Below are 22,233 nucleotides of genomic sequence, written 5' to 3'. Positions count from 1 at the left end.
GTCGCGCCGGCCGTTGCCCGCCCGACGCTGGACGGTGGAGAACCAGGCGGGAGGAGTCGTGATGGGTGGCGAGGCGGGGACGAGGCAGCCCGGCGGTCCGGCGGTCCGTGCGGTCGGGGTCGGCAAGTCCTTCGGGTCGGGCGACGCTCGGGTCGTCGCGCTGCACGACGTGAATCTCGTGATCGAGGCCCACCGGCTGACCGCCATCATGGGACCCTCCGGGTCCGGCAAGTCGACGCTGCTCCATTGCCTGGCCGGCCTGGACGCGGTGACCACCGGTGAGATCTGGATCGGGGACACCCCGGTGACCGGGTTGTCCGACGCCCGGCTCACCCGGCTGCGCCGCCGGCAGGTCGGGTTCGTCTTCCAGCAGTTCAACCTGCTGCCGACGCTGACCGCCCGGGAGAACATCCTGCTGCCGTTGACGATCGCCGGGCGCAAACCCGATCCGTCCTGGTTCGACGAAGTGATCACCACGATGGAGCTGGGCGACCGGCTGGAGCATCGCCCGGCCCAGCTCTCCGGCGGCCAGCAGCAACGGGTCGCCTGCGCCCGCGCGATCCTGGGCCGGCCGGACGTCTTCTTCGCCGACGAGCCGACCGGCAACCTCGACTCCCGGGCCGGCGCCGAGATCCTGCGGCTGCTGCGCGAGGCGGTGCACCGGCAGGGCCAGACCGTGGTGCTGGTGACCCATGACCCCCACGCCGCCGCGTACGCCGATCAGGTGGAGTTCCTGCTCGACGGCCGCATCGTCAGCGAGCTGCGGGAACCCACCGCCGAGCGGGTGCTCGACCGGCTCGCGCACCTGGACGGCACCGCCCGGTCCGGGAGCCGGCGATGATCCGGGCGACGCTGAGCGGTCTGCTGGCGCACAAGCTCCGGTTGGTGATGTCGGTGTTCGCCGTCGTGCTCGGGGTGCTCGCCGTGACCGGCTCGCTGATCCTCACCGACACGCTCAGCCGCTCCTACGCGGCCATGTTCGACGACGTGTACGACTACGTCGACGTCTCGGTGTCCGTGCCGCCCCGGGTGGACACCGGATACCTGTCGGCGCCGGCGACCATGCCCGCCTCGGTGGTGGACCGGTTGCGGGCCCTGCCCCCGGTGGCGCAGGCGACCGGCAACGTCTCGACGCAGGACGGGGCCCGGGTGGTGGGCCGCGACGGCAAGGTGCTGACCACCCTCGGTGCCCCGCGCATCGGCCTGAACTGGACCGATGACGACCAGTTCGTCGACCTGCGCGCCGGGCGCGGCCCGGTGACCGACGACGAGGTGGCCATCAACGCCGGACTGGCCGCGACCACCGGTTACACCGTCGGCGACCGGATCGGCGTGCTGACCCGTGCGCCGCGGCGCACCTTCACCGTCGTCGGGGTGTTCGGCTACAGCGGCAATCGCGACTCGCTGGCCGGTGAGACGATCGTGGCCTTCACGCTGCCGGCCGCCCAGCAACTGCTGATCGGCGAGAAGGACGTGGTGACCTCGGTCGACCTGGTCGCGGCGGACGGGGTCAGCCCCGACCGGCTGCGCGCGGCGGTGGCCGGTGAGCTCGGGCCGGCGTACCGGGTCCAGACCGCCGCGGAGCTGTCCCGGGAGGCGAGCGAGAGCGTCGACGAGGGGCTGCGGTTCTTCACCTCCGTCCTGCTCGGGTTCGCCTTCGTCGCCCTGTTCGTCGGCGTCTTCCTGATCCTGAACACGTTCTCCATCATCGTGGCGCAGCGGATGCGCGAACTGGCCCTGCTGCGGGCGATGGGAGCGAGCCGCGCCCAGGTGATCGGCTCGGTGCAGGCCGAGGCCCTCGTCGTCGGGCTGGTCTCGTCCGTCGCGGGCGTGTTGCTCGGCATCGGCGTCGGCCGGCTGCTCGCGTGGCTGTACGCGACCTATCTGGGCGGCGGCGTGGACCTCGCGTCGCCGACCGTCCCGCCCGGTGCCGTCCTGGCGGGCTTCGCAGTGGGGATCGGGGTCACCATGGTGGCCGCGCTCGCGCCGGCGCTGCGAGCCGCCCGCATCCCACCGGTTGCCGCGCTGCGTGAGTCGAGCGCCGGCGCGGACCGGCTGGGCCGGATCACCGTGGCGGGCGCCGCCGTCACGGCCGTCGGCGCCGCCCTGCTGGCCGCCGGACTCACCGACCACGCGGGCCGCGGCAACTCGCCGGCGGCGCTGCTGACCGGGGTGCTCCTGATCCTGACCGGTATCGCATTGCTGACCCCGGTCCTGGTCCGTCCGGTGCTCGCCGTGCTCGGGGCGGCGTTCGCGGGGTGGACACCGGGGCGGCTGGGCGGGCGCAACGCGGCGCGCCAGCCGCGGCGCACGGCCATCACGGCCGCGGCCCTGATGGTCGGGATCAGCCTGGTGGTGGGTATCGGCGTGGTGCTCACCTCGGTCACCAAGAGCTTCGACGCGGCACTCGGCAACCAGATCAAGGTGGACCTCATCATCGCCGGAGAGCAGACCGGCCCGCTGCCGCCGACCTTCGACGGCTCCGTGCTCGACCGGACCCGGCGGATGCCGGACGTCGAGACGGTGCTCGGCTTCTCCACCGACGTCGGGCTGCTCGACGGCGGTCAGGCGACGATCGGGGCGGTCACCGACAGTGCGGCCATGCGCGCCATGTTCGGCATGCGGACGGCGGCCGGCACGCTCGACGGGCTCGGCGCCGGGCAGCTCCTGGTCGACGAGCGCACCGCCGCGGCCGCCGGCCGGCACGTCGGCGACCGGGTACGGGTGCAGCTGACCAAGGGCGACGCCCGGACGTTCGCGATCGTCGGGATATACACCCGGACGCCGGGGATGTCCGGCTGGCTGACGGGCGACGCCGAGCGGAGCAACTTCCGCACCACCGACCCGAGCACGGGTCTGGTCAGGGTCGCGCCGGGCGCCTCGGTGCCGGCGGTCCGGGCCCGGATCGCCGGACTGCTCAGCGACAGCCCGGAGGCGACGGTGTCGGACCGCAGCGGCTACCTGCGCCAGCAGACCAGGGCACTGGACTCGCTGCGGGGCATGGTGCAGATCCTGATGGCCCTGGCGATCATCATCGCGGTGCTCGGCATCGTCAACACGCTGGCGCTGTCGGTCATCGAACGCACCCGGGAACTGGGATTGCTGCGCGCCATCGGGCTGCGCCGCGGCCAGGTGGTCGAGATGATCGGGGTGGAGAGTGTGCTCATTTCGGTCTTCGGGGCACTGCTGGGTGTCGCCGTCGGCGTGCTGCTGGGAGCCGCCACCGTGCAGGGTCTGCACGACCAGGGCATCGAGGAACTCGGGCTGCCGTGGGGACAAATGGTCGCCTATCTCGTGCTGGGCGTCGCCATCGGTATCGTCGCGAGTGTCGCCCCGGCGGTGCGGGCGGCGCGGCTGAACGTGCTCGCTGCCATCGGCTACGAGTGACCGGCAGGTCCCCGAGGACCGGGGGGAGCAACGAGCGGCCGTGGCGGGGTGAACTCCCGGCCGATGCCGGTCCGCTCCCCGAGAACTACGATCACCGCCATGCCCGTCGACCTTGAACCCGCAGCGGATGCGCCGACCGAGCAGCCGGCCGCCGCTCCCCAGCGGCGTCGGCGGCTGCGCAACCTGCTGATCCTGCTCGCCGTCTTCGTCGTGCTGGCCGGCGGCGGTGCGCTCGCGGTGACCCTGTACGCCCGGGACGTCAGCAACGACATCGCCCGGATCGAGGCATTCGACCAGGTTCCCGCGCAGGCCCGCCCGGTCAAGGAGAAGGCGGCCGGCGACGCGATGAACTTCCTGATCCTGGGCAGTGACACCCGCGATCCCGGCGCGACCGGCGGCTCCCGCAGCGACACCATCATCGTGCTGCACCTGCCGGCGGACCGCGCCAGCGCGCAGCTGGTCTCCATCCCCCGCGACACGTGGGTGCACGTGCCGCGCAGCCCGGACGGCCGGCACGGCGACACGCAGGCGAAGATCAACGCCGCGTTCGCCTGGGGCGGCACGCCGCTGATGGTGCAGACCGTCGAGGAGTACACCAGCGTGCGGATCGACCACGTGCTCATGGTGGACTTCGCCGGGTTCAAGGAGATCGTGGACGCGCTGGGCGGGGTGGAGATCGACGTGGAGCAGGCGTTCACCTCGACGCACTCGCTGAACGTGGGCGGGGTCCGCGACTTCAAGGCCGGGCCGCAGACCATGGACGGCGCCGCCGCGCTGGACTACGCCCGCGAGCGGTACGCGTTCGAGGACGGCGACTTCGCCCGGATCCGGCACCAGCATCAGGTGATCAAGGCGATCCTGAGCAAGGCGGCAACCGGCGGTGTCCTGACCAACCCCGGCCGGCTCAACTCGTTCCTGCGCGCCACCGCCGACGCGGTCTCGGTGGACCGGACGCTGAACATCTTCGGCATGGCCGGCGACGTCCGCGAGCTGCGCGGCGACAACCTGACCTTCTACACCAGCCCCACCGCCGGCACGGGCACCCGCGGCAACCAGAGCGTCGTGCTGCCGGACCGGGCCAAGGCCAAGGTGTTCTTCGACGCGGTACGCCGCGACGACACCGCGGAGATGGCCGGCACCATCATCGAATAGCTGTCGGGCGGACCGGTCGCCGGCATGCGCTGCGACCTGGCCGGCGGTCGGCCGGTTCCGGGTGGATGCGCTCGGCCGGAACACCTGCGGGGCTCAGCTCTCGCTGCGGGCCCGGCGCCAGACCTGCTCGAAGTCGTCCGGGCCGATCTCCCACGGTGCCAGCTCCGGGTCGTGGAGATCAATGGGCGGGTTCAACGGCCAGTCATCGGGCCCGGTCTTGATCGCGGTCCCGTCGCGGTAGACCTCGACCTGGCGCAGCCGCCGGCCGTCGGGCCCGATCTCCTCGAAGTAGACAGTCGGCTCGGTGTCGTCGGCTTCCTCCCAGGGGCGCCGCAGGAACACGACCTCTCGTCCGGCGAGGGCACCGAATCCCGGGCGGCTGCGCTGGGCGTCCCGCTGTTGCCGCAGGCCGTCCAGGCCGGGCGGCATGTCGGCGGCATCGATGTCCACCTCGGTCAGGCTGTCGTCGGCGAACCGGGCCACGATCTCCGGATCCTCGACGACCTCCACCTCGGCGAACGTCTCCACAATCCGCCGTGCCGACCGGGCGTGGATCCACCACCACAAACCACCCATGCCGTAGTCGTGCAGAACCAGAAACCGCTGCTTGGGCTCGCTCACAGCAGAGATCATGCCGGAGCGATCCCGGCCGGTGAGCGTAGGGCGTGGCGCCCGCACGGACGGGCGCGATTCCCGGCCGGGCCGGGTCGGCGGCCCTCGTCCCGGGACGTTCGTGCCGCCGAGACTGAAGGCCGGAACGACGGGAGGTGACCAACCATGATGAACACGGTTCTTTCGCTGGTGAACCTGGCGAACGACGACGACGAGTCCGGCTTCCTCAACATTCTCTCGGGAAACAGCGGCGACTCGAACAACTGTGGCAGCGGCGACAGCCGCGGCTGCTGATCCACACCACCTCGCCTCCGGGCCGGCAGCGGCCGGCCCGGAGGTGCACCCTGCCACGATCAGCAGCACCCCGGGGGTTCTCTCATGCGCCGGTTCACCGACTTCCGCACCTACACCATCGCCGACAACCGCTTCTACGAGGAGTTCGGCCGGGCCGACCTGCCGTACGACCTCGAGCGCGACATGCGCGCGATGGCCTCACCCGACGACGAGGTCGTGGTCAACGGCGTCTGGGTCGTCTGCCGCCCGGCGGGCCTGCCGACGCTGCGCGAGCACGGCTGGAAGATCCACGTGTCGGTCGTGCCGGACCAGGCCCGGCGGGCGATCGAGCTGCTGGCCGGCGAGTACCGCCGCCGGCCGTTCCACGTCAAGTGGCTGCGCGACCACGAGATGGTGGTCGCGGCGACCTCCCGTGCCTGGCCCACCGGGCAGGTCGGCAAGGTCGTCACCATCTACCCGCCGGACGCCGGGACCACCCGGGAGCTGCTGGCGCGCCTCGCCGCCGTGCTCGACGGGATCGAGGGGCCGTACATCCTGACCGACCGGCGCTACCGGGATTCGCCGTGCCTTTACTACCGGTACGGCCAGCACTCCGGCGGCCGGGGCACGCGTGCCGACGGGACACGATCGGCGGTGCTGCGCGGGCCCGCGGGCGAGGAGTGGGAGGACAGCCGCGAGCCGGTCTACCGCAAGCCGCCCTGGGTGGACGAGCTGTTCGATTCCCCCGCCGCCGCGCCGGGGGAGGAGGACGGTCCGGTCATCAACGGCTACCGGATCACCAAGATGCTCAGCCACGGCGGCGCCGGCGGCGTGTACCTGGCCGAGCGGCTCGCCGACGGGACCGTGGCGGTGCTCAAGGAGTCCCGCCCGCACACCGCGTTCGCGATGGACGGCTCGGACCGGCACACCCGGCTGCGGCGTGAGTTCGACGCCCTGACGTTGCTCGCCGAGACCGGGGTGGCGCCGCGCCCGTACGAGCTGTTCACGGCGTGGGAGCACCTGTTCCTGGCGCAGGAGTTCATCGACGCGCTGCCGCTGGGCCGGTTCATCGCGGCCAACCGGCCACGGTCGCACGACGACCAGGCCGCGGTCGCGGCGTACAACGCGCTGATCGACAAGGTCGTGGCCGGGGTGCGCGCGGCCGTGCGGACCTGCCACGAACACGGCATCGGCTTCGGCGACCTCTCGCCGACCAACATCTTCGTGCACCCGGAGACGCACGAGGTGCGGCTGATCGACTTCGAGTCCAGCCGGGCGCTGAGCGACTGGGGCTCGGGGCTGCCGGTCACCCCCGGGTTCGTCCCGCCGCAGCATTCTCCCGCGTGGCGCGACGGGCGCGCCTTCGACGCCGTCGGGGTCGCCTCGGTCGAGATCGCGATGATCTCCAACCGCAACCTGCTGCGGGCCCTCGACGACGGGGCCCTCGTCCGGTCCACCGTGTACGCCGCGAACCTGATGCGCCGCCCGCTGGGCGACCTGTTCGACCGGCTGGAGCTGACCGCGGCGGACACCGACCTGCTCCCGATCGACGTGGTGGTCAAGGAGTCGGTGCGCTTCATGGAGAACGTCATGACCACCGACCGCAGCGACCGGGTGTTCCCCGCGGACCCGTCGGTCTTCACCACCAACGCGTGGTCGGTGGCGTACGGCGTGGCCGGCGTGGCCCGGGCGCTGCACCGGCTCACCGGGGCGCTCCCGCCCGCGCTGGAGCAGTGGCTCGACCGCGCCGACGGCGTGGCCGCCCTGCCGCCCGGCCTCAGCTACGGCCTGGCCGGGGTGGGCTGGACCCTGCTCGACGTCGGCCGCCCGGACCAGGGACGGGACCTGCTGGACCGGGCGCTGACCGCGGACCCGGCGACGCTGCCGGCCGACATCGCCTCCGGCGCCGCCGGGCTCGGGACCGCGGCACTCGCCGGCTGGCTGCGCACCGGCGACCGGGCGTACGTGGACCGGGCCGCCCGCCTCGGCGACCACCTGATCGCCACCGCCCGCGACTCCGGCACCGGGCTGTACTGGCCGCAGTCCGGGGTCCGGCGCCATCCCAACGGCTACGCGTTCGGGTCGTCCGGCGTGGCGGTGTTCCTGCTCTACCTGCACCGGGCCACCGGCGAGTCGCGGTACCTGAACGCCGCGCGCCGGGCACTGTCCTATGAGGTCGCCCAGCTCACACTCCGCGAGGACGGCGGGGTCTGGCTGCCCGGCCGGGCCGGCAGCTCGGTCTTCGAGCCGTACTGGGAGTTCGGCGGCTCGGGCTTCGGCAGCGCCCTGGCCCGGTTCTGCGCGGCGACCGGCGACGAACGGCTGCGCGGGAAGCTGGACCTGCTGGCCCGCAGCATCGTGACCGGGCTGGCGGTCAACGGCGGGCTCTACCTCGGGCTGGCCGGCATGGCCAACTTCGCCCTCGACTGCGACCACCTGCTCGGCAGCACGCCGGAGAACCCGTACCGGGAAATGGCCTCGCAGGTCACCCCGCCGATACTCGCGCTCGCCTGCGAGCAGCCCGAGGGGATCGCCTTCCCGGGCAACGGGCTGCTGCGCTTCAGCACCGACTTCGCCACCGGCAGCGCCGGCATCGCGCTGGTGCTCGACCGGGTGCGGCGCGGCGGCCCGGACGTCAACTACACCCTGGACGAGCTCCTGGAGCCCTCCGATGCGAGATGACGCGCTGTCGGTGATCGTCTGCGGCGCCAGCGCCGCGATGGACGTACCGGACTATCTGATCGCGCTGCGCCGGCACACGCCCGGACCGCTGCGGGTCCTGCTGACCGCCGGCGCCGAGCGGTTCGTCACCCGGCAGGTCGTCGACTGGCTGGCCGACGAGGCGTACGGCAGCGACGCACCCGACCTCAACCCCACCGAGTTCGCGCTGCGGTCCCGGGCGGTGGTCGTGCTGCCGTGCACCGCCAACATGCTGGCGAGCGCCGCGCTGGGCCTGGCCGCCACGCCGGCGCAGACGGTCGTGCTGACGGCCGGCACGCCGGTGCTGTTCTTCCCGAACGTGCACGAGCGGATGTGGGCGCGGGCGAGCACCCGCCGGCACGTCGCCACCCTGCGCGGCGACGGCCACGTGGTGGTCGATCCGGACGAGCGCGAGGCGTACCTGATGTGGAGCCGCGGGTGGGGCCCGTCCCGGGTGCTGCCGTCGCCGCGCGACGTCGCCAAGATCGTCCGCGATCACCTGGGCGACGACGATGGCTGAGCGCCGCGCGCCGCGCTGGACGCTGCTGCGGTATCCGGACTACGGGCGGCTGTGGCTGGGCCACGGCCTGTCCCTGCTCGGCGGCCACCTGAGCACGCTGGCGCTGCCGTTGCTGGTCCTGGAGCAGACCGGCTCGGCCACGGCCGCCGGGCTGGTCGGCACGGCCCGGATGCTGGCGTACCTGGTCAGCAGTCTGCCGGCCGGGGCGCTGGCGGACCGGCTGCCGCGCCGCGCCGCGCTGGTGCTGGCCGACCTGGTCCGGGCGGCCGTCATGCTGGCGGTCGGGGTGGCGCTGTGGTCCGGCTCGGCGCTGCCGATCGTGCTGGTGATCGGCGCCGGCGTGGTCGACACGGTCGTCTCGGCGGTCGCCGGCCCGGCGGGCACCGCGACCCTGCGGCACCTGGTCCCGGCGGCGGACCTGCCCCGGGCGCTGGCCCTGGACACCGGGCGCGGGCTTGCCCTCGGGCTGATCGGGCCGCTGCTCGGCGGCGTCCTCTACCAGGTGGCGCCGGCGTTGCCGTTCCTGCTCGACGCGGTCACGTACGGCTTCTCGCTGGCGCTGGTGCTCGCCATCCGGCGGCGGCTCGGCGGCGGTGGCGGGTCGGCCGGGGCGACGCTGCGGGCGGACATCGCGGACGGCGTGCGTTTTGTGCTCCGGTCCCGGTTCATCGTGCTCTACCTGGTGTGGGCGGCGCTGATGAACTTCGCCACCGCCGGCATCACGTTCGGGCTGGTGGTGGTGATCGGCCCGGCGGACGCGGCCGGGCTCGGCGTGGCGATGACCGTGCTGGCCCTCGGCGGCATCGTGGGCACGGCGATCGCCCCCCGGCTGTCCCATTGGGACATGCAGACGCTGGTCCGGCTCTCCACCGCCTCCTCGGTGGCGGTCGGGGTGGTGATCACGCTGGCGCCGCATCCGGTGGTGATCGTGGCGTGCGTCGGCGCCCGCTCGCTGCTCGCCCCGGCCGCCGGGATCCTCTTCAACGCTCAGGTGTTCGCGCTGGTGCCGGACGCGATGACCGCCCGGGTGCAGAGCACGCTGTACCTGGTCGGGGGAGCCTTCTACCCGTTCGCGACGCTGGCCGCCGGCTGGCTGTGCGAGTGGCGCTCGCCGTCGTTCGCCTTCGCGGTGTTCACCGTGCTGCTCGGCGGGGTCCTGGCGCTCACGCTGCTGCCGTCGCTGCGGATGCGCTCACCGGACCAGCCCGGCCCGGTGGGCCATGAGGACAGCCTGGGCGCGGTCGCGGGCGCCGATCTTCGTCAGCACGGCTGAGACCTGGTTACGGACGGTCTTCTCGGCGATGGTGAGCTGCTCGGCGACGGACCGGCTGCTGTGGCCGTCGGCGAGCAGCAGGAGCAGGCGCAGCTCCCGCGGGTTCAGCACGTCGAACGGCGCCGGCGGCCGGCCGGCGTCACCGCGCGTCACGCCGGGCCCGAACACCGTGCCGCCGGCCGCCACCGTCCGTGCGGCCGCCACGATCACCTCGGGCGCGGCGTCCTTGAGCAGGTAGCCGCCGGCGCCCGCGGCCAGCGCCGAGCGCACCGCGGCGGCGTCGGCGCTCATCGACAGCACCAGCGAGGCGCACGCCGGGCCGGCCCGGGACAGCCGGCGGATCAGCTCGGTGCCGTCGCCGTCCGGCAGCCGCAGGTCGACGATCGCGAGCCCGGGCAGGTGGCGGTCGGCGGCCTGCCGGCCCTCGGCCAGGGTGCCCGCCTGGTGGACGTCGCCCACCCAGGGCTCCAGGGCCAGCAGCGCGGCCATCCCGCGCCGCACGACGGGATGGTCGTCGACAACCAGCACGCTCCGGGGCGACATGCTCCGGGAGCCTACGGTCCGGATGCCCGGCCGGGCACGCGCTCGGTCGGAAAGATTACCGATGCGTTGTTACCACCCACACCCGTCATGAGGATGAGCCGATGCAACCAGCGAAAGACACGACACCCATGCCGCCGTCCGGCGGTCCCGTCACCGTCGTGGACGGCACCGCCGAGGCGCAGGAGTGGGTCGACACCCTGGTGGCCCAGGCACGGACCGGCACCGGCGACTGGCCGCACAAGCACCCGGCCGTCCCGGCGGCCCGGATCACCCTGGCCCAGCTGCACGTCGCCATCGAGCACAACTACTTCGCCGATGGGCGGCCCTGGTCGGTGGAGCGGGACGGATATCCGCCGCTGGAGCCCGGCCCGGCCGGGCTGGGCGCCCGGCCGGACGAGGACCCCGGCAACCGGGGCTCGATGAGCCACAACCTGCTGCACAGCATCCTCGGAGACTTTCATTGACCGTGACCGGTGCCGCGACCCGTCCGGCCATCCGGCTCGCCTGGGCCGTGGCGTCGGTGTCCGCCGTCCTGCTCGTCGTCGGCCTCGCCGAGAGCCTGCTGCACCGCGGCGCCGGCCTGCCGGCCGAGCGGCGGGACTGGCTGCTGGCGCTGCTCTGCGTGCCGCTCGGGGTGCGGGTGGCGGCGTACGCGCCCCGCAACCCCTGCGGCTGGCTGCTGAGCGGCGTCGGCCTGCTCGCCTCGGGCACCGTGGCCGCGTCGGTCAGTGACGCCGGGCCGCTGTTCTGGACCCGGGAATGGCTGTGGTGGCCGGGCACCGGCCTGCTGATCCTGATCGTCGTGCTGTTTCCCGACGGCGCCGGCGCCTCCCGGTTCCGGCGCTGGACGGCCGGGGCCGCGGGCGTGGCCACGGCCGCCGGCACGGTGGCGCTGGCCCACCTGGCGGCCCGGGCGCCGGCCGGGTTCCTCACCGAAGCGGTCCCGGTGTCGCCCGGCTGGGACACCGTGGTCATCCTCGCCGCGCTGCTCGTGCTCGCCGGGTCCGCGCTGCTCGCGCCGGTCGCCCTGCTGACCCGGCTGCGCCGCGAGCCGGCCGGCCGGCGCGGCCCGCTGATCTGGGCCACCGGCAACGCCGTCCTGCTGCTCGCCGGGCTCATCCTGGACACCGTCGCCGGCATCCCGCTGACCTGGCTGGCCGTGGTGGTGGCGGTGCCGGTCGCCACGGTGGTCGGCGTGGTGCGCTACCACCTGTACGACATCGACCTGCTCGTGCACCGCTCGGTGTCGTACGGGCTGTTCACCTGCCTGGCCATCGTCACCTACACGGCCACCGTCACCGTCGCCGCCCGGCTCCTGCCCGCGGCAGCCCCGGTCGTCGCCGCCGCCGCGGTGGTCGCCCTGCTGCCGCTGCGACAGCGCGTCGATGCCCTGCTGCGCCGCACCCTGTACGGGCTGAGCGCCGACCCGTACCGGCTGACCGAGGCCCTGAACCGCCGGATCGGCCAGGCCCGCACGCCCGAGGAGGTGCTCGGTGCCGCCGTCGAGGTGATCGGGGAGGGCTTCCGGGCGCCGTACGTGGCGATCCACCTCGGCGACCGGTCCCGGGCCGAGAGCGCGACCGGACGCCGCCGGGACTGGCCGGTGTCGACGGTCGCGCTGTCCCACCGGGGTGCCCGGGCCGGCCGGCTGGTGGTCCAGCCGCGCGGCCCCGACGAGCCGTGGAACCGGCGCGAGCGGACCCTGCTCGACCACCTGGCCGGCCAGCTCGCGCCGTCGGCCGCGGCCGTCCGGCTCACGCACGAGCTGCGGACGGCCCGGGAGCGGCTGGTGCAGGCCCGGGAGGAGGAGGCCCGGCGGCTCCAGCGCGACCTGCACGACGGCGTCGGCCCCACCCTGTCCGGCGCGCGGATGCTGGTCAGCGCCGGCCTGGCGGGCGGCGGCACCGTCGACGGCCGGGCCAACCTTCAGCAGATCGGCGACTGCCTGACCGACGCCGCGGCGGAGATCCGCCGGCTGGTGGACGGGCTGCACCCGCCGGCCCTGGAACGCGGGCTGGCCGCCGCCCTGTCCCTGGTGGTCCAGCGGCACCGGCCCGGTGGTCCGCGCATCGACCTGAGCGTCGACGGCGACCTGGCCGGGCTGCCGGCCCCCGTCGAGGTGGCCGTCTTCCGCCTGGTCGACGAGGGCCTGCTGAACGTGGTCCGGCACGCGTCGGCCGGCCACGCCCGGGTGGACGTGCGCCGCGTCGCCGGGACGGTCCGGGTGGTCCTGGACGACGACGGCGTGGGCGGCGCGACGAGCCGGCCGTCCGGCGTCGGCCTGGCCTCGATGAGCCGGCGCTGCGAGGACCTCGGCGGCACCTTCCGCATCGCCGACCTGCACCCCGGCACCCGACTGTCGGCGGTCATCCCGCTGGTCTGAGCCGGCCGAGCGCCGGGTCAGACCCGGATGGCCAGCATCCGGGCCTCGCGGGCCGCCCGGCGCGCCTCCTCGTGGAAGTCGGGGGCGGCGCAGGCGAACAGCGTCCGGCCGTCCGCGCCGCCGAGGGCGCAGGCGTACACCGGGGAGCCCGGCCGGACCTCGTCGGTGATCGTGCCGCCCTCGACCACCCGGATCAGCCGGTCGCCGATGGCGTCGGCGATCCACAACCCGCCCTCGGCGTCCAGGCAGGCGCCGTCGCCGGCGACCCGGAGGCCGGCGAGCGCCCGGTCCACCCGGCGGTCGGCGGGGAGCGGGCCGAACGTCGCCCACGGCCGCCGGTTGACGAGGTCACCGGCCCCGGTGCGGTCGAACGCGGTGACCCGGTTGCCGAACGTCTCCACCACCAGCAGCACCCCGGCGCCGGTGATCGCCATGCCGTTGGGGAACCACAGGTCGTCGGCGACCTGCGTGACGTGCCCGTCGGGGTCGACCCGGTGCAGGGCGGTCGGCCGCACCGGGTCGCCGGCCATCAGGTCGAAGCCGAAGTTGCCGACGTAGGCCCGGCCGTCCGCGTCCACCACCATGTCGTTGGCGTGCCCGGTGGCGTGGTCACTCAGATCGGCGTGCTCGTGCAGCGTGCCGTCCGGCTCCCGGCGCAGCACCCGGCGGTCGCGCATGGAGACGACCAGCAGCCGCCCGTCGGGAAGCCAGCCCAGGCCGGAGGGCTGCCCCGGCACCTCGGCCTCGGTCCGCAGGTCCGAGCCGTCCTCGCGGGCGGACCGGACCAGGTGGTCGTAGAAGTCGACGAACCACAACCGGCCGTCACGCCAGCGTGGTGCCTCCAGGAAGTGAAAGCCTTCGGCCACTGTGGTCATGTCCGCCATTATGGGCGCGCCGGGACCAGGCCCGCCGCTGGATCGGCGCCTGACCTGCCCGACCTGCTGCCCTTGAGGGCAGGATCCGCCGCGGTGGCACCCGGCACCATGAGGGGTGGCCCCGCGGCGGGAGGGAGAAGCGGTGGAGCGTGCGGTTCGTCCCGGCGCCGCCCGGCGCCCGACCGGTTCGCCCCGCCCGGCGGAGGGACCCGCCCCGGCCGGGCCGATCGGGACTCCCGCACATCTCGCCCACCTGCAGCGCACCGCCGGGAATCAGGCCGTCGCCGGCCTGCTCCTGCCCGGGGGTACGGCAACGGTGCAGCGGTGCGGCGACCATCCGTGCGACTGCTCGGCGGAGGAACGGGCGGAGCACGACACCGCCGTCCAGCGGCTGACGGCGCACGCCGATCCCGGCCCGGACGCGCCCCTGTCGCTCCAGCGGGACTTCCTCACCGACGCCTGGCGTGGGCTGTCCGCGGCCGGACCGGCCGTGGCGCGAGCCGGCCGGCTGATCACCACCGCGCTGACCGACCCGGCCCAGCTGCCGGCCGTGCTCGCCGCGGTCGCCTGGGAGGAGATCCCGGACGCGGCCAAGGGTCCGCTGATCGACCAGGTGCTGCGGGCCTGCCTGACCGCGGCGCGGACGGTCGAGCTGCCGAGCCCGCCCGGGGTACCCACCGGCACGATCCTGCGGCACGTGGCGATCGGCGCGCTGGAGCGGGCGCTGGGCTACCCGGCCGGGATCAAGGTGCGGATCGCCGACCGGATGGCGCAGATCATCCTGCGGCCCAGCCCGGACTTCTCGATCGGCTTCCTCAGCGGGCTGGTCGCCGGCCTGTGGGACGGGCTGACCGGGCCGTTCGTCCTGCTCTGGGACCTCGTCAAGATCGGCTACGAGATCCAGGCCGCGCAGCTGCGGCTGCTGGCCACGCTGGCCGACCGGCAGTCCCGGGACGCGCTCTCCCGCGACGTGCAGGCCACGCTGGACCGGGTCAACGCGCAGCTCTCCACGCTGCTGGCGGACCTGCGCGCCGGCCGCACCGAGCCGCGGACCATCCTCGCCCTGATCGACCGGATGGTGGCCGCCGCGCTGCGCGGGGTCGAGTCGCTCGGCGCCTCGCTCTCCGACGCGCTGCTGCGGTTCCTCACCCGGCCGGACCGGCAACTCGGCGAGGGCGTCGGCTGGGTCGCGGGCACGGCGACGTTCGAGGTGCTCCTGCTGGTCCTCACCGAGGGTGGCTACACCGCGCTGAAGGGAGCGGTCGGCGGCCTGCGGGCGGCGATCCGCCTCGCCGAGGCCGGCGCCGCCGTGGCCGAGGCGCTGACTCCGGTCCGCGCCGCGCTGACGGCCTTCCGCGGGTTCGCGGCGGGCAACCGGGCGCTCGCACCGCTCGTCGAGGCGGTGGAGGCCCTGCTCGCCCTGCTCGTGCGGTACCTGCGCTTCTCGTACGGCCTCGGCCCGGCCGGTGGCGCCGCCCGGGCCGGCGAGCGGCTCGGCGCGGCGGGCGAACGGGGTGCGGCCCGGGAGATCCGGGTGGCCGAGACCGCGATGCGGGAGACCCACGAGATCACCCTGCTCGCCGACGGCCGGCTGATCCGGTGCAGCGACCGGTGCCTGCAGCTGGCCGAGAGCATCGCCGAGCGGGGCCGGGCGCTGGCCGCCGCCCGGATGCCGGAGGAGAGCGCCCGCCTGGCCCGCGAGGCCGAGCAGATCAGCGCCGAGGCCCGGGCCCTGGCCGGCAACCGTGGCCTGGGCCCGGCCGAGCGCGAGGCGCGGGAGCAGGCGCTGCTGCGCCGCGCCGGGTCGCTGGAACGGCAGACGGCGGCGGCGGAGCGGGAGGCGCTGCGCCGGATCGTCGACCCCGGCCGGGTCCGCACGGCCGCCTGCCGGCGGATCGCGGCGGACAACCCGGCCGTGGGCGCCCTGCGCCAGTTCGACGTGCAGCTGACGCACCTCGAAGGCGAGCTCGACAAATGCGCCGAGCTGGCGTTCGACCCGTCGATGCGGGGGCTGGTGCGGGACGAGGTCCAGCGGCTGGCCAAGGAGGCAGCCGAGGTCGAGGAGGCCATGCGCCGGCTGGCCCCCGCGCGGTCGGGGCCGGCCGCGGCGTTCGACGCGGCGGCGTTCGAGGCGAGCCTGGTCAGGTTGCCGGCGGGCGAGCGGGTGGCCCGGGTCGGCACGGAGGCCGAGCGCCAGGCCGCCCGGCACGGCTTCCAGCGCGACCGGGGGCTGTCCGCGCTGAACAACCGCGACGTCTACCGCGATCCGACCAACGGCCACCTCTACTCGGTGGACACCCAGCACGGCCGGTTCGAGCACTGCGCGCCGAACGGCAACCACCTCGGCGAGGTCAAGCTCGACCTCACGAAGGTGCCCAACTCCCAGTCGGCCGATCACAGCCTGACGGTCGGCTAGCCGGGCCGGCTCGCCGGCCCGCCGCTGAGCGCGCCGGCGGTCACCGGCTCGGCTGCGCCGGTGCCCGCCGCGGGGATGGCGGCGCCGGTCCGCGGGTCGAAGAAGTACGCCTCGCGGAGGTCCAGGGACAGCACCACGGGACGGCCGATCGCCACATCGGCGTGCTGGGCGACCTTCGCCGTCCACAGCTGCGACATGGCGGCCTCATCCACGGTGATCGGCACGTCGTCGGCGGTGCCCGCGTCGGCGCCGTCGGTGTTCCGGGGCGCGTCGAACAGCAGGTGTTTCTCGTCGCCCAGGGCCTCCACCCCGAGCGGAACGACCCGCAGCGTCGGCGCCACCGGGGCGGGCGGGGCCACGGCGAACGCCGCCGGCCGCAAGCCGATGACGATCTGCTTGCCGAGGTACGGCCGCAGCCCGGGCCGGCGCGCCAGCACGTCCGGCAGGTCGAAACGGACGCCGCCCAGCGTGGTGCCGACGGGATCCTCCCCTTCGAGCGTGACGGTCGCGAAGTTCATGCTCGGCGAGCCCATGAAGCCGGCGACGAAGCGGTTGGCCGGCGCCTGATACAGCTCCTCCGGGGTGCCGACCTGCTGCAGCCGCCCCCGGTCGATGACGGCGATCCGGTCGCCCAGGGTCATCGCCTCCACCTGGTCATGGGTGACGTAGACGGTCGTGACCCGGTAACGCTGGTGCAGCCGGGACAGCTCGGCACGCATCGACACCCGCAGCTTGGCGTCGAGGTTGGACAGTGGCTCGTCCATCAGGAAGACGCGTGGCTGCCGTACCATCGCCCGGCCCATCGCCACCCGCTGCCGCTGTCCGCCGGAGAGCGCGGCCGGCTTGCGGTCGAGCAGTTCCGACAGGCCCAGCAGCTGCGCGATCTCGCGCACCTGGCGGTCGATCTCGCCGGCCTGGACGCGCCGCAGGCGCAGGGCGAAACCCATGTTCTGCTTGACCGTCATGTGGGGGTAGAGCGCGTAGTTCTGGAACACCATCGCGATGTCGCGTTCCTTGGGCGCCCAGTTCGTGACCGGCTCGCCGTCGATGAGGATGTCCCCGCCGCTCGCTTCCTCGAGCCCGGCGATCATCCGCAGGACGGTCGACTTGCCGCAGCCGGACGGGCCGACCAGCACGAGGAACTCCCCGTCGGCGACAGTCAGGGTGAAGTCGTCGACAGCCGTCGTCCCACCGGGAAAGATCTTGGTCAAGTGTTCCAGCCGCACCACGGACATGGCCCGCCTCCACTCGCCGGCACCGCACCGGGAATTCTGCTTTCAGCCAACCGCCGATCTCCCTCGGCGACCAGGGCCGCTGGTCCCGCGGCCGATGCTGAACGGCCTCGGTGCCACGGTGACGGGCGCCGGCTCAGCGCGGGACCGCACGGCTCCGCGCCGCCGTGTGCGGATCGGATGCTTCGAGCGGGGGCGGCATCATGCCGCGGACCAGGATGACGGGGGCCGGGCTGTGGTGCAGCAACGTCTGTGCCGCCGAGCCGAGCAGGCCCCGGTAGGGCTGGTTGCCGCGGGCGCCGATGACCACGAGCCCGGCCCGCATCGACGCGGCGACCAGGACGGCCTGCGGCTCGCCGGGCAGCACCCGGATCCGCGCCGTGAGGTGGTACTTGTGCTGTCGTGGCGCGACCAGGTCGTTGACCTCACGCCACTCGTCGCCGGTCGGCGGATCCGCTGCCGTGGCGCGGACGACCACCAGCTCCGCCCGTTGCCGGACGGCGGTGTCGAAGGCGAAGTCGAGCGCGTGTTCGGAGGCCGACGAGCCGTTGACCCCGACCACGATCGGGCCGCCGTGCGCGGCGGTCCTCCGCGCCACCAGGACCGAGCAGGCGGCGCGGGCCGCGATGTGCACCGCGCTGGTCCGCGTCGGCAGGCAGACCTGACCGGACAGTCCACCGTCGCCGACGGCGAGCAGGACGGCGGTGCGGGCCAGGCGCAGCAGCGTCGACGTGGCGGCGCCCTCCAGCAGCCGGGTGACGGTCACCACGCCCGGTGCGGCCTCGTGAGCCGCGGACGCCGCACGCCGGACCACCTCGTGGGCGGCGGCACCACCGGCCGGGTCCGCGCCGGTGGCCTCCGGCCAGCGGGGCAGCCAGTTGAACGCGTGGACGATGTGCAGCGAGCATCCGTACGAGGACGCGTGGCGGGCGGCGAGCCGGACCGCCGACAGGCTGGACGCGGAACCGTCCACACCGACGACCACGGGCGCGATCCACGCCGATCCCACCGTCAGCCACCTCCGCCGGCCAGGGGCTTGAACGCCACCCGGACGGCGGTCACCTTGGTGACCGCCCCGTTGTACGCGGACAGCTCCGAGGCGAGCACCCAGCCGGTGTCGGTGCTCGGCGTGGCGAAGGCGATCTCGCCGGTGAAGGGCCGCAACACGTCCCCGCCGCCGGTGACGTAGCCGCTGCCGAGCCGGCGCACGGCGCCGTTGCGGATCTGCACCACCCGGACGTTGACGGTGCCCTCGAAGGCGAGCGCCCGGCCGCTGATGGTCAGCGGCGAGGTGACGACCGCGAGGTCGCTGGGCGTGATGGCGTCGGCGGGCCTATCGACCACGATGGTGTCGGTGGTGACGCCGAGCACGCTGAACGACGTACCGGCCTTGCCCAGGACCACCCGGCTGCGCGGGCCCGGCACGGACCGGTTCTCACCGATCATGGACCGGACGTCCACCGTGGCGATGAAGTCGCTGCGCCACTGTGAGCCCTGGACGGTGACGGAGCGCATGCCGGCCACCTGGGCCAGCCAGGCGCGGGCGACCCGCTGGGCCTCGGCCAGCGTCGGCATGGTGCTCTCCGGCGGCGACAGCTGGAGCCACTCGTAGAAGGCGGAGACGTCGCCGTTGAGGGAGTACACCGTCCGGCGCACGGTGCCGAACTGCTTGAAGGTGGTGTCCAGTTCGGCGAGGAAGGCCGCCGTGCCCGCGCTGGATCCGGCGGTCGGCATGACCGGCCGCAGGTCGCGGAAGTCGGCGTAGCCGACGGCGTCCTTGATGCGGACGCTGCGCAGTTTGCCGGCCGTCGCGGCGGTGAACACCGACCAGTAGCCCGCGTCGCGTTCCGCGCGGGTGGGGCCGGCCAGCAGCTGGGTCAGCGCCGCCGTGGCGACCTTCGGGCTGCGGGGCACGCTGCGCCGCACCGCGACCACCTTGGTGGGGTCGTCGGCCGAGCCACGGTGGAAGTAGACCTTGACCGTCATGGTGGCCGGCACGGTGCCGGGAGCCGCGCCGGGTGATTCACCGGGTGCCGGGCCGGGGGACACGCTCGGGTCCGGGGTGGCCGGCGCGCCTGCCACCGGTGGCGCCGTGCCGCCGTTCCCGTCGTTGCGGACCACCAGCCAGATGCTGCCGAGCACCAGTGCCACGGCGGCGAACACGCCGATCGCGGCTGCCATCCATCGAGTCTTCGTCGAGAGACTCATGGTTCGCCTCCCTGGGGGTATTCGCCGTTTCGGAACGGCGCCACTCCTCCAGTTCGACCGTACGACTCGCGCCGGGCGCCGGGCAGGACACTCCGGCCCGATCCCGGGGGCCTCATGGCAGCGGTCACCCAGCACGTGGCGGCCGTCCGGCAGCCCGGGGGACCGGCGAGGCCCTCGGCGGCATCCCGGGCCGAAGGTCCCTGGTGACTGCCGCTGTGCCGGCGGGACGGTGGAGTCAGCACGCGCGGCTACCGGGCAGCCGGCCCGGCGCCGCATGCGTGCGGAGGAGTTTCCGATGAACACCTTCACCACCGTCCTGGTCATCGTGGCCGCCGCGGTGTTCCTGGTCCTGGCGCTGGCCCTGCGCATCGTCAAGCAGTACGAGCGCGGGGTGCTGTTCCGGCTCGGGCGCGTCATCGGGTGCCGGGAGCCCGGCCTCCGGGTGATCATCCCGATCGTCGACGTGATGCACCGGGTGTCGCTGCGCATCGTCACGATGCCGATCCAGTCCCAGGGGATCATCACGCGGGACAACGTCAGCGTCGACGTGTCCGCGGTGGCGTACTTCCGGGTCGTCGACGCGGTGAAGTCCGTGGTCGCGATCGAGAACGTGCACGCGGCCATCAACCAGATCGCGCAGACCACCCTGCGCAAGGTCGTCGGCCGGCACACCCTGGACGAGACACTGTCCGAGACGGACCGGATCAACGCCGACATCCGCGAGATCCTCGACGTCACCACCGTCGAATGGGGTGTCGAGGTCACCCTCGTCGAGCTGAAGGACATCCAGCTCCCCGACGCCATGAAGCGGGCGATGGCCCGCCAGGCCGAGGCGGAACGGGAGAAGCGCGCCAAGATCATCAACGCGGAGGGCGAGTCGCTGGCCGCCGCGGCCCTGGGCGACGCGTCGGACACCATGATGGCGCACCCGCTGGCGCTGCAGCTGCGCAACCTGCAGTCGCTGGTCGAGATCGCGGTCGACAAGAACTCGACCGTCGTCTTCCCGGCGCCGCTGATGAGCACCATCGGCGAGCTCGGCACGTTCCTGGCCCGCGAGGCGGACGCCGCGCACGCGGCCGAGACCCGCACGGAACGGGCGCCGGAGGTCCCGATGGCCATGAACGGCAGCATCGCCGCGAAATCCTGATCAATCGGCGCCGGCCGGCAGCGGCGCCTGCGCCGCGCGCACCGCGGCCACGCGCACGCCGAACGCGGTGCCGCGGCCGACCCGGCTGCGCAGGCTCAGCGGCGCGTCGAGCAATTGCGCGATGCGGTCGGCGATCGACAAACCCAGGCCCAGCCCTTGCCCGGGCGCGTCCTCGCCGCGGCGGAATTCCTCGAAAATCGCCTCGCGCTGGGCCGGCTCGATGCCCGGGCCGGTGTCGTGCACTTCGATGCGCAGGCCGTCGCCGGCGCGGCGCACGCCCAGCAGCACCCGCCCCTGCGCGGTGTAGCGCACCGCGTTGGCGAGGAAGTTCTGCAGCGCGCGGCGCAGCAGGCGGCGGTCGCTGCGCACCGGCATCGCGCCCAGCGGCGCGCGCACGCGCAGCGACAGGCCACGGCCGGCGGCGCTGGGCGCGTACTGCGCGGCCAGTTCGCGCAGCAGTTCGCCGGCGTCGAAATCGCTGGGCTCCGGACGCAGCGCGCCGGCGTCCAGGCGCGAGATGTCGAGCAGGCCGTCGAGCAGATCCTCGGCCGCGCGCAGCGAGGCGTCGACGCGCTCGGCCAAGCGCCGTTGTTCGTCGGGGCTGTCGCTCTCGCGCAAGGCCGCGGTGAACAGGCGCGCGGCGTTGAGCGGCTGCAACACATCGTGGCTCACCGCGGCCAGGAAGCGGGTCTTGGACTGTTGCGCCGATTCGGCTTCCTGGGTGCGCTGCTCGACGCGCTGTTCGAGGTTTTCGTTGGCCTCGCGCAGCGCCTGTTCGACCCGCTTGTAGTCGGTGACGTCGCTGTAGCTGGTGACGTAGCCGCCGCCGATCAGCGGCCGGCCGACCATTTCGATCACCTGTCCGTTCGGGCGCACGCGTTCGAACACGTGCGGCGCGCCGGCGCGCAGATGCGCCAGGCGCCGGCGCACCAGTTCGTCGATGCTGGCCTCGTCGAGCCGGCCCGGGCCCATCTCGCCGCGCTCGGCGTTCCAGCGCAGCAGGTCGGCGACCGGGCGGCCGACGTAGAGCATGCCGTCGGGGTAGTCGAACAATTCCTGATAGCGCCGGTTCCACGCCACCAACCGCATCTGCGGATCGACCACGCTGACGCCCTGGCTGATGTTTTCCATCGTGGTCGACAGCACCTGCCGGTTGAAGCGCAGTTCCTGGTTGGCCTCGTCGAGCAGCGCGACCACCTCGCCCAGTTCCATGCCCGAGCCGCGCAGCGCGCTGGTCAAAGTCAGGCGCGCCGAGGCCGCGCCGATCGCCGCGGCCAGCAGGCGTTCGGTGAACTGGGCCAGGGCGCGGTCGGCGGGCAGCTCGGGCTGCCAGTCGCGGCCTTGCTGGCGTGCGTACTCCTCGAACGCGCGGCGCGCGTGGCGTTCGCCGACGATGCGTTCGGCCAGCGCCAGCAGCTCGCCGCCGCGCACGCTGCCGGCCCAGCCGCCGGGGCCCAGCGCCGGGCGGCGCACGTAGGGGTCGAGGAACGGCGCGGCCAGCAATTGCTCCTG

The 22,233-nt window shown here is 73.9% G+C and carries 18 protein-coding genes; 11 read left to right on the top strand and 7 right to left on the bottom strand.

Annotated elements, in window-relative coordinates; genetic code table 11:
• The first annotated feature begins 61 nt into the window (after positions 1 to 61).
• The 3 genes from ACIBQZ_RS42220 to ACIBQZ_RS42210 all read left to right on the top strand — a co-directional run bounded on the left by ACIBQZ_RS42220 (position 62) and on the right by ACIBQZ_RS42210 (position 4,539).
• Entirely contained in the window at positions 62 to 841 is a 780-nt protein-coding gene (locus ACIBQZ_RS42220) for an ABC transporter ATP-binding protein (protein ID WP_396094589.1), read from the top strand.
• A complete protein-coding gene (locus ACIBQZ_RS42215; RefSeq protein WP_396094588.1) occupies positions 838 to 3,387 on the top strand; it encodes an ABC transporter permease in 2,550 nt (849 codons plus the stop codon). Before ACIBQZ_RS42220 ends, ACIBQZ_RS42215 begins: the two co-directional genes overlap by 4 nt.
• 99 nt (positions 3,388 to 3,486) lie before the next feature.
• Complete coding sequence (locus ACIBQZ_RS42210) at positions 3,487 to 4,539, top strand: LCP family protein (protein WP_396094587.1); 1,053 nt, start codon at positions 3,487 to 3,489, stop codon at positions 4,537 to 4,539.
• 93 nt (positions 4,540 to 4,632) lie between these two features.
• Here the strand turns inward: ACIBQZ_RS42210 and ACIBQZ_RS42205 are convergent, their stop codons facing one another.
• The gene (locus ACIBQZ_RS42205; protein ID WP_396094586.1) at positions 4,633 to 5,160 is read right to left on the bottom strand and encodes a hypothetical protein; all 528 of its coding nucleotides are present in this window, start codon (positions 5,158 to 5,160) and stop codon (positions 4,633 to 4,635) included.
• A gap of 156 nt (positions 5,161 to 5,316) precedes the next feature.
• Between ACIBQZ_RS42205 and ACIBQZ_RS42200 the strand changes: the two genes are divergently transcribed.
• The 4 genes from ACIBQZ_RS42200 to ACIBQZ_RS42185 all read left to right on the top strand — a co-directional run bounded on the left by ACIBQZ_RS42200 (position 5,317) and on the right by ACIBQZ_RS42185 (position 9,917).
• The gene (locus ACIBQZ_RS42200; protein ID WP_396094585.1) at positions 5,317 to 5,445 is read left to right on the top strand and encodes a hypothetical protein; all 129 of its coding nucleotides are present in this window, start codon (positions 5,317 to 5,319) and stop codon (positions 5,443 to 5,445) included.
• An 84-nt stretch (positions 5,446 to 5,529) separates the two neighbouring features.
• Positions 5,530 to 8,106 carry a class III lanthionine synthetase LanKC gene (gene lanKC, locus ACIBQZ_RS42195; protein WP_396094584.1) on the top strand — a complete coding sequence of 859 codons (2,577 nt, stop codon included), beginning with the start codon at positions 5,530 to 5,532 and terminating at the stop codon, positions 8,104 to 8,106.
• A complete protein-coding gene (locus ACIBQZ_RS42190; RefSeq protein ID WP_396094583.1) occupies positions 8,096 to 8,644 on the top strand; it encodes a flavoprotein in 549 nt (182 codons plus the stop codon). Before lanKC ends, ACIBQZ_RS42190 begins: the two co-directional genes overlap by 11 nt.
• Entirely contained in the window at positions 8,637 to 9,917 is a 1,281-nt protein-coding gene (locus ACIBQZ_RS42185; RefSeq protein ID WP_396094582.1) for an MFS transporter, read from the top strand. The genes ACIBQZ_RS42190 and ACIBQZ_RS42185 overlap by 8 nt, the downstream gene beginning before the upstream one ends.
• On the opposite strand, the gene ACIBQZ_RS42180 is transcribed toward ACIBQZ_RS42185, so the two are convergent.
• The gene (locus ACIBQZ_RS42180; protein WP_396094581.1) at positions 9,837 to 10,460 is read right to left on the bottom strand and encodes a response regulator; all 624 of its coding nucleotides are present in this window, start codon (positions 10,458 to 10,460) and stop codon (positions 9,837 to 9,839) included. The two genes, ACIBQZ_RS42185 and ACIBQZ_RS42180, sit on opposite strands and share 81 nt — an antisense overlap.
• Positions 10,461 to 10,561: 101 nt before the next feature.
• Between ACIBQZ_RS42180 and ACIBQZ_RS42175 the strand changes: the two genes are divergently transcribed.
• Positions 10,562 to 10,924 (top strand): hypothetical protein, encoded by a 363-nt coding sequence (locus ACIBQZ_RS42175; RefSeq protein WP_396094580.1) that lies wholly within the window; start codon positions 10,562 to 10,564, stop codon positions 10,922 to 10,924.
• Between the two features lie 2 nt (positions 10,925 to 10,926).
• A complete protein-coding gene (locus ACIBQZ_RS42170; protein WP_396094605.1) occupies positions 10,927 to 12,843 on the top strand; it encodes a sensor histidine kinase in 1,917 nt (638 codons plus the stop codon).
• 17 nt (positions 12,844 to 12,860) lie between these two features.
• Here the strand turns inward: ACIBQZ_RS42170 and ACIBQZ_RS42165 are convergent, their stop codons facing one another.
• A complete protein-coding gene (locus ACIBQZ_RS42165; protein WP_396094579.1) occupies positions 12,861 to 13,718 on the bottom strand; it encodes an SMP-30/gluconolactonase/LRE family protein in 858 nt (285 codons plus the stop codon).
• A 142-nt stretch (positions 13,719 to 13,860) separates the two neighbouring features.
• Here ACIBQZ_RS42165 and ACIBQZ_RS42160 point away from each other — a divergent pair, with 142 nt between their 5' ends.
• Positions 13,861 to 16,134, top strand: coding sequence for a hypothetical protein (locus ACIBQZ_RS42160; RefSeq protein WP_396094578.1), 2,274 nt, complete (start codon positions 13,861 to 13,863; stop codon positions 16,132 to 16,134).
• Here the strand turns inward: ACIBQZ_RS42160 and ACIBQZ_RS42155 are convergent.
• From ACIBQZ_RS42155 to ACIBQZ_RS42145, 3 genes are all read right to left on the bottom strand, one after another.
• Complete coding sequence (locus ACIBQZ_RS42155; RefSeq protein ID WP_396094577.1) at positions 16,131 to 17,369, bottom strand: ABC transporter ATP-binding protein; 1,239 nt, start codon at positions 17,367 to 17,369, stop codon at positions 16,131 to 16,133. The genes ACIBQZ_RS42160 and ACIBQZ_RS42155 overlap by 4 nt on opposite strands.
• Positions 17,370 to 17,502: 133 nt before the next feature.
• Positions 17,503 to 18,375, bottom strand: coding sequence for a universal stress protein (locus ACIBQZ_RS42150; RefSeq protein ID WP_396094576.1), 873 nt, complete (start codon positions 18,373 to 18,375; stop codon positions 17,503 to 17,505).
• Between the two features lie 2 nt (positions 18,376 to 18,377).
• Positions 18,378 to 19,547, bottom strand: coding sequence for a Gmad2 immunoglobulin-like domain-containing protein (locus ACIBQZ_RS42145; protein WP_396094575.1), 1,170 nt, complete (start codon positions 19,545 to 19,547; stop codon positions 18,378 to 18,380).
• Between the two features lie 322 nt (positions 19,548 to 19,869).
• On the opposite strand from ACIBQZ_RS42145, the gene ACIBQZ_RS42140 reads away from it, so the two are divergent.
• A complete protein-coding gene (locus ACIBQZ_RS42140) occupies positions 19,870 to 20,721 on the top strand; it encodes a slipin family protein (protein ID WP_396094574.1) in 852 nt (283 codons plus the stop codon).
• On the opposite strand, the gene ACIBQZ_RS42135 is transcribed toward ACIBQZ_RS42140, so the two are convergent.
• On the bottom strand, positions 20,722 to 22,233 hold a 1,512-nt coding region (locus ACIBQZ_RS42135; protein WP_396094573.1), incomplete at its 5' end, for a PAS-domain containing protein.

It is taken from the genome of Actinoplanes sp. NPDC049599, from assembly GCF_044465625.1.
Lineage (GTDB): Bacteria > Actinomycetota > Actinomycetes > Mycobacteriales > Micromonosporaceae > Actinoplanes.
The sequence above is the reverse complement of the archived record's forward strand: the minus strand, read 5'-3'. Positions and strand labels throughout refer to the sequence as shown.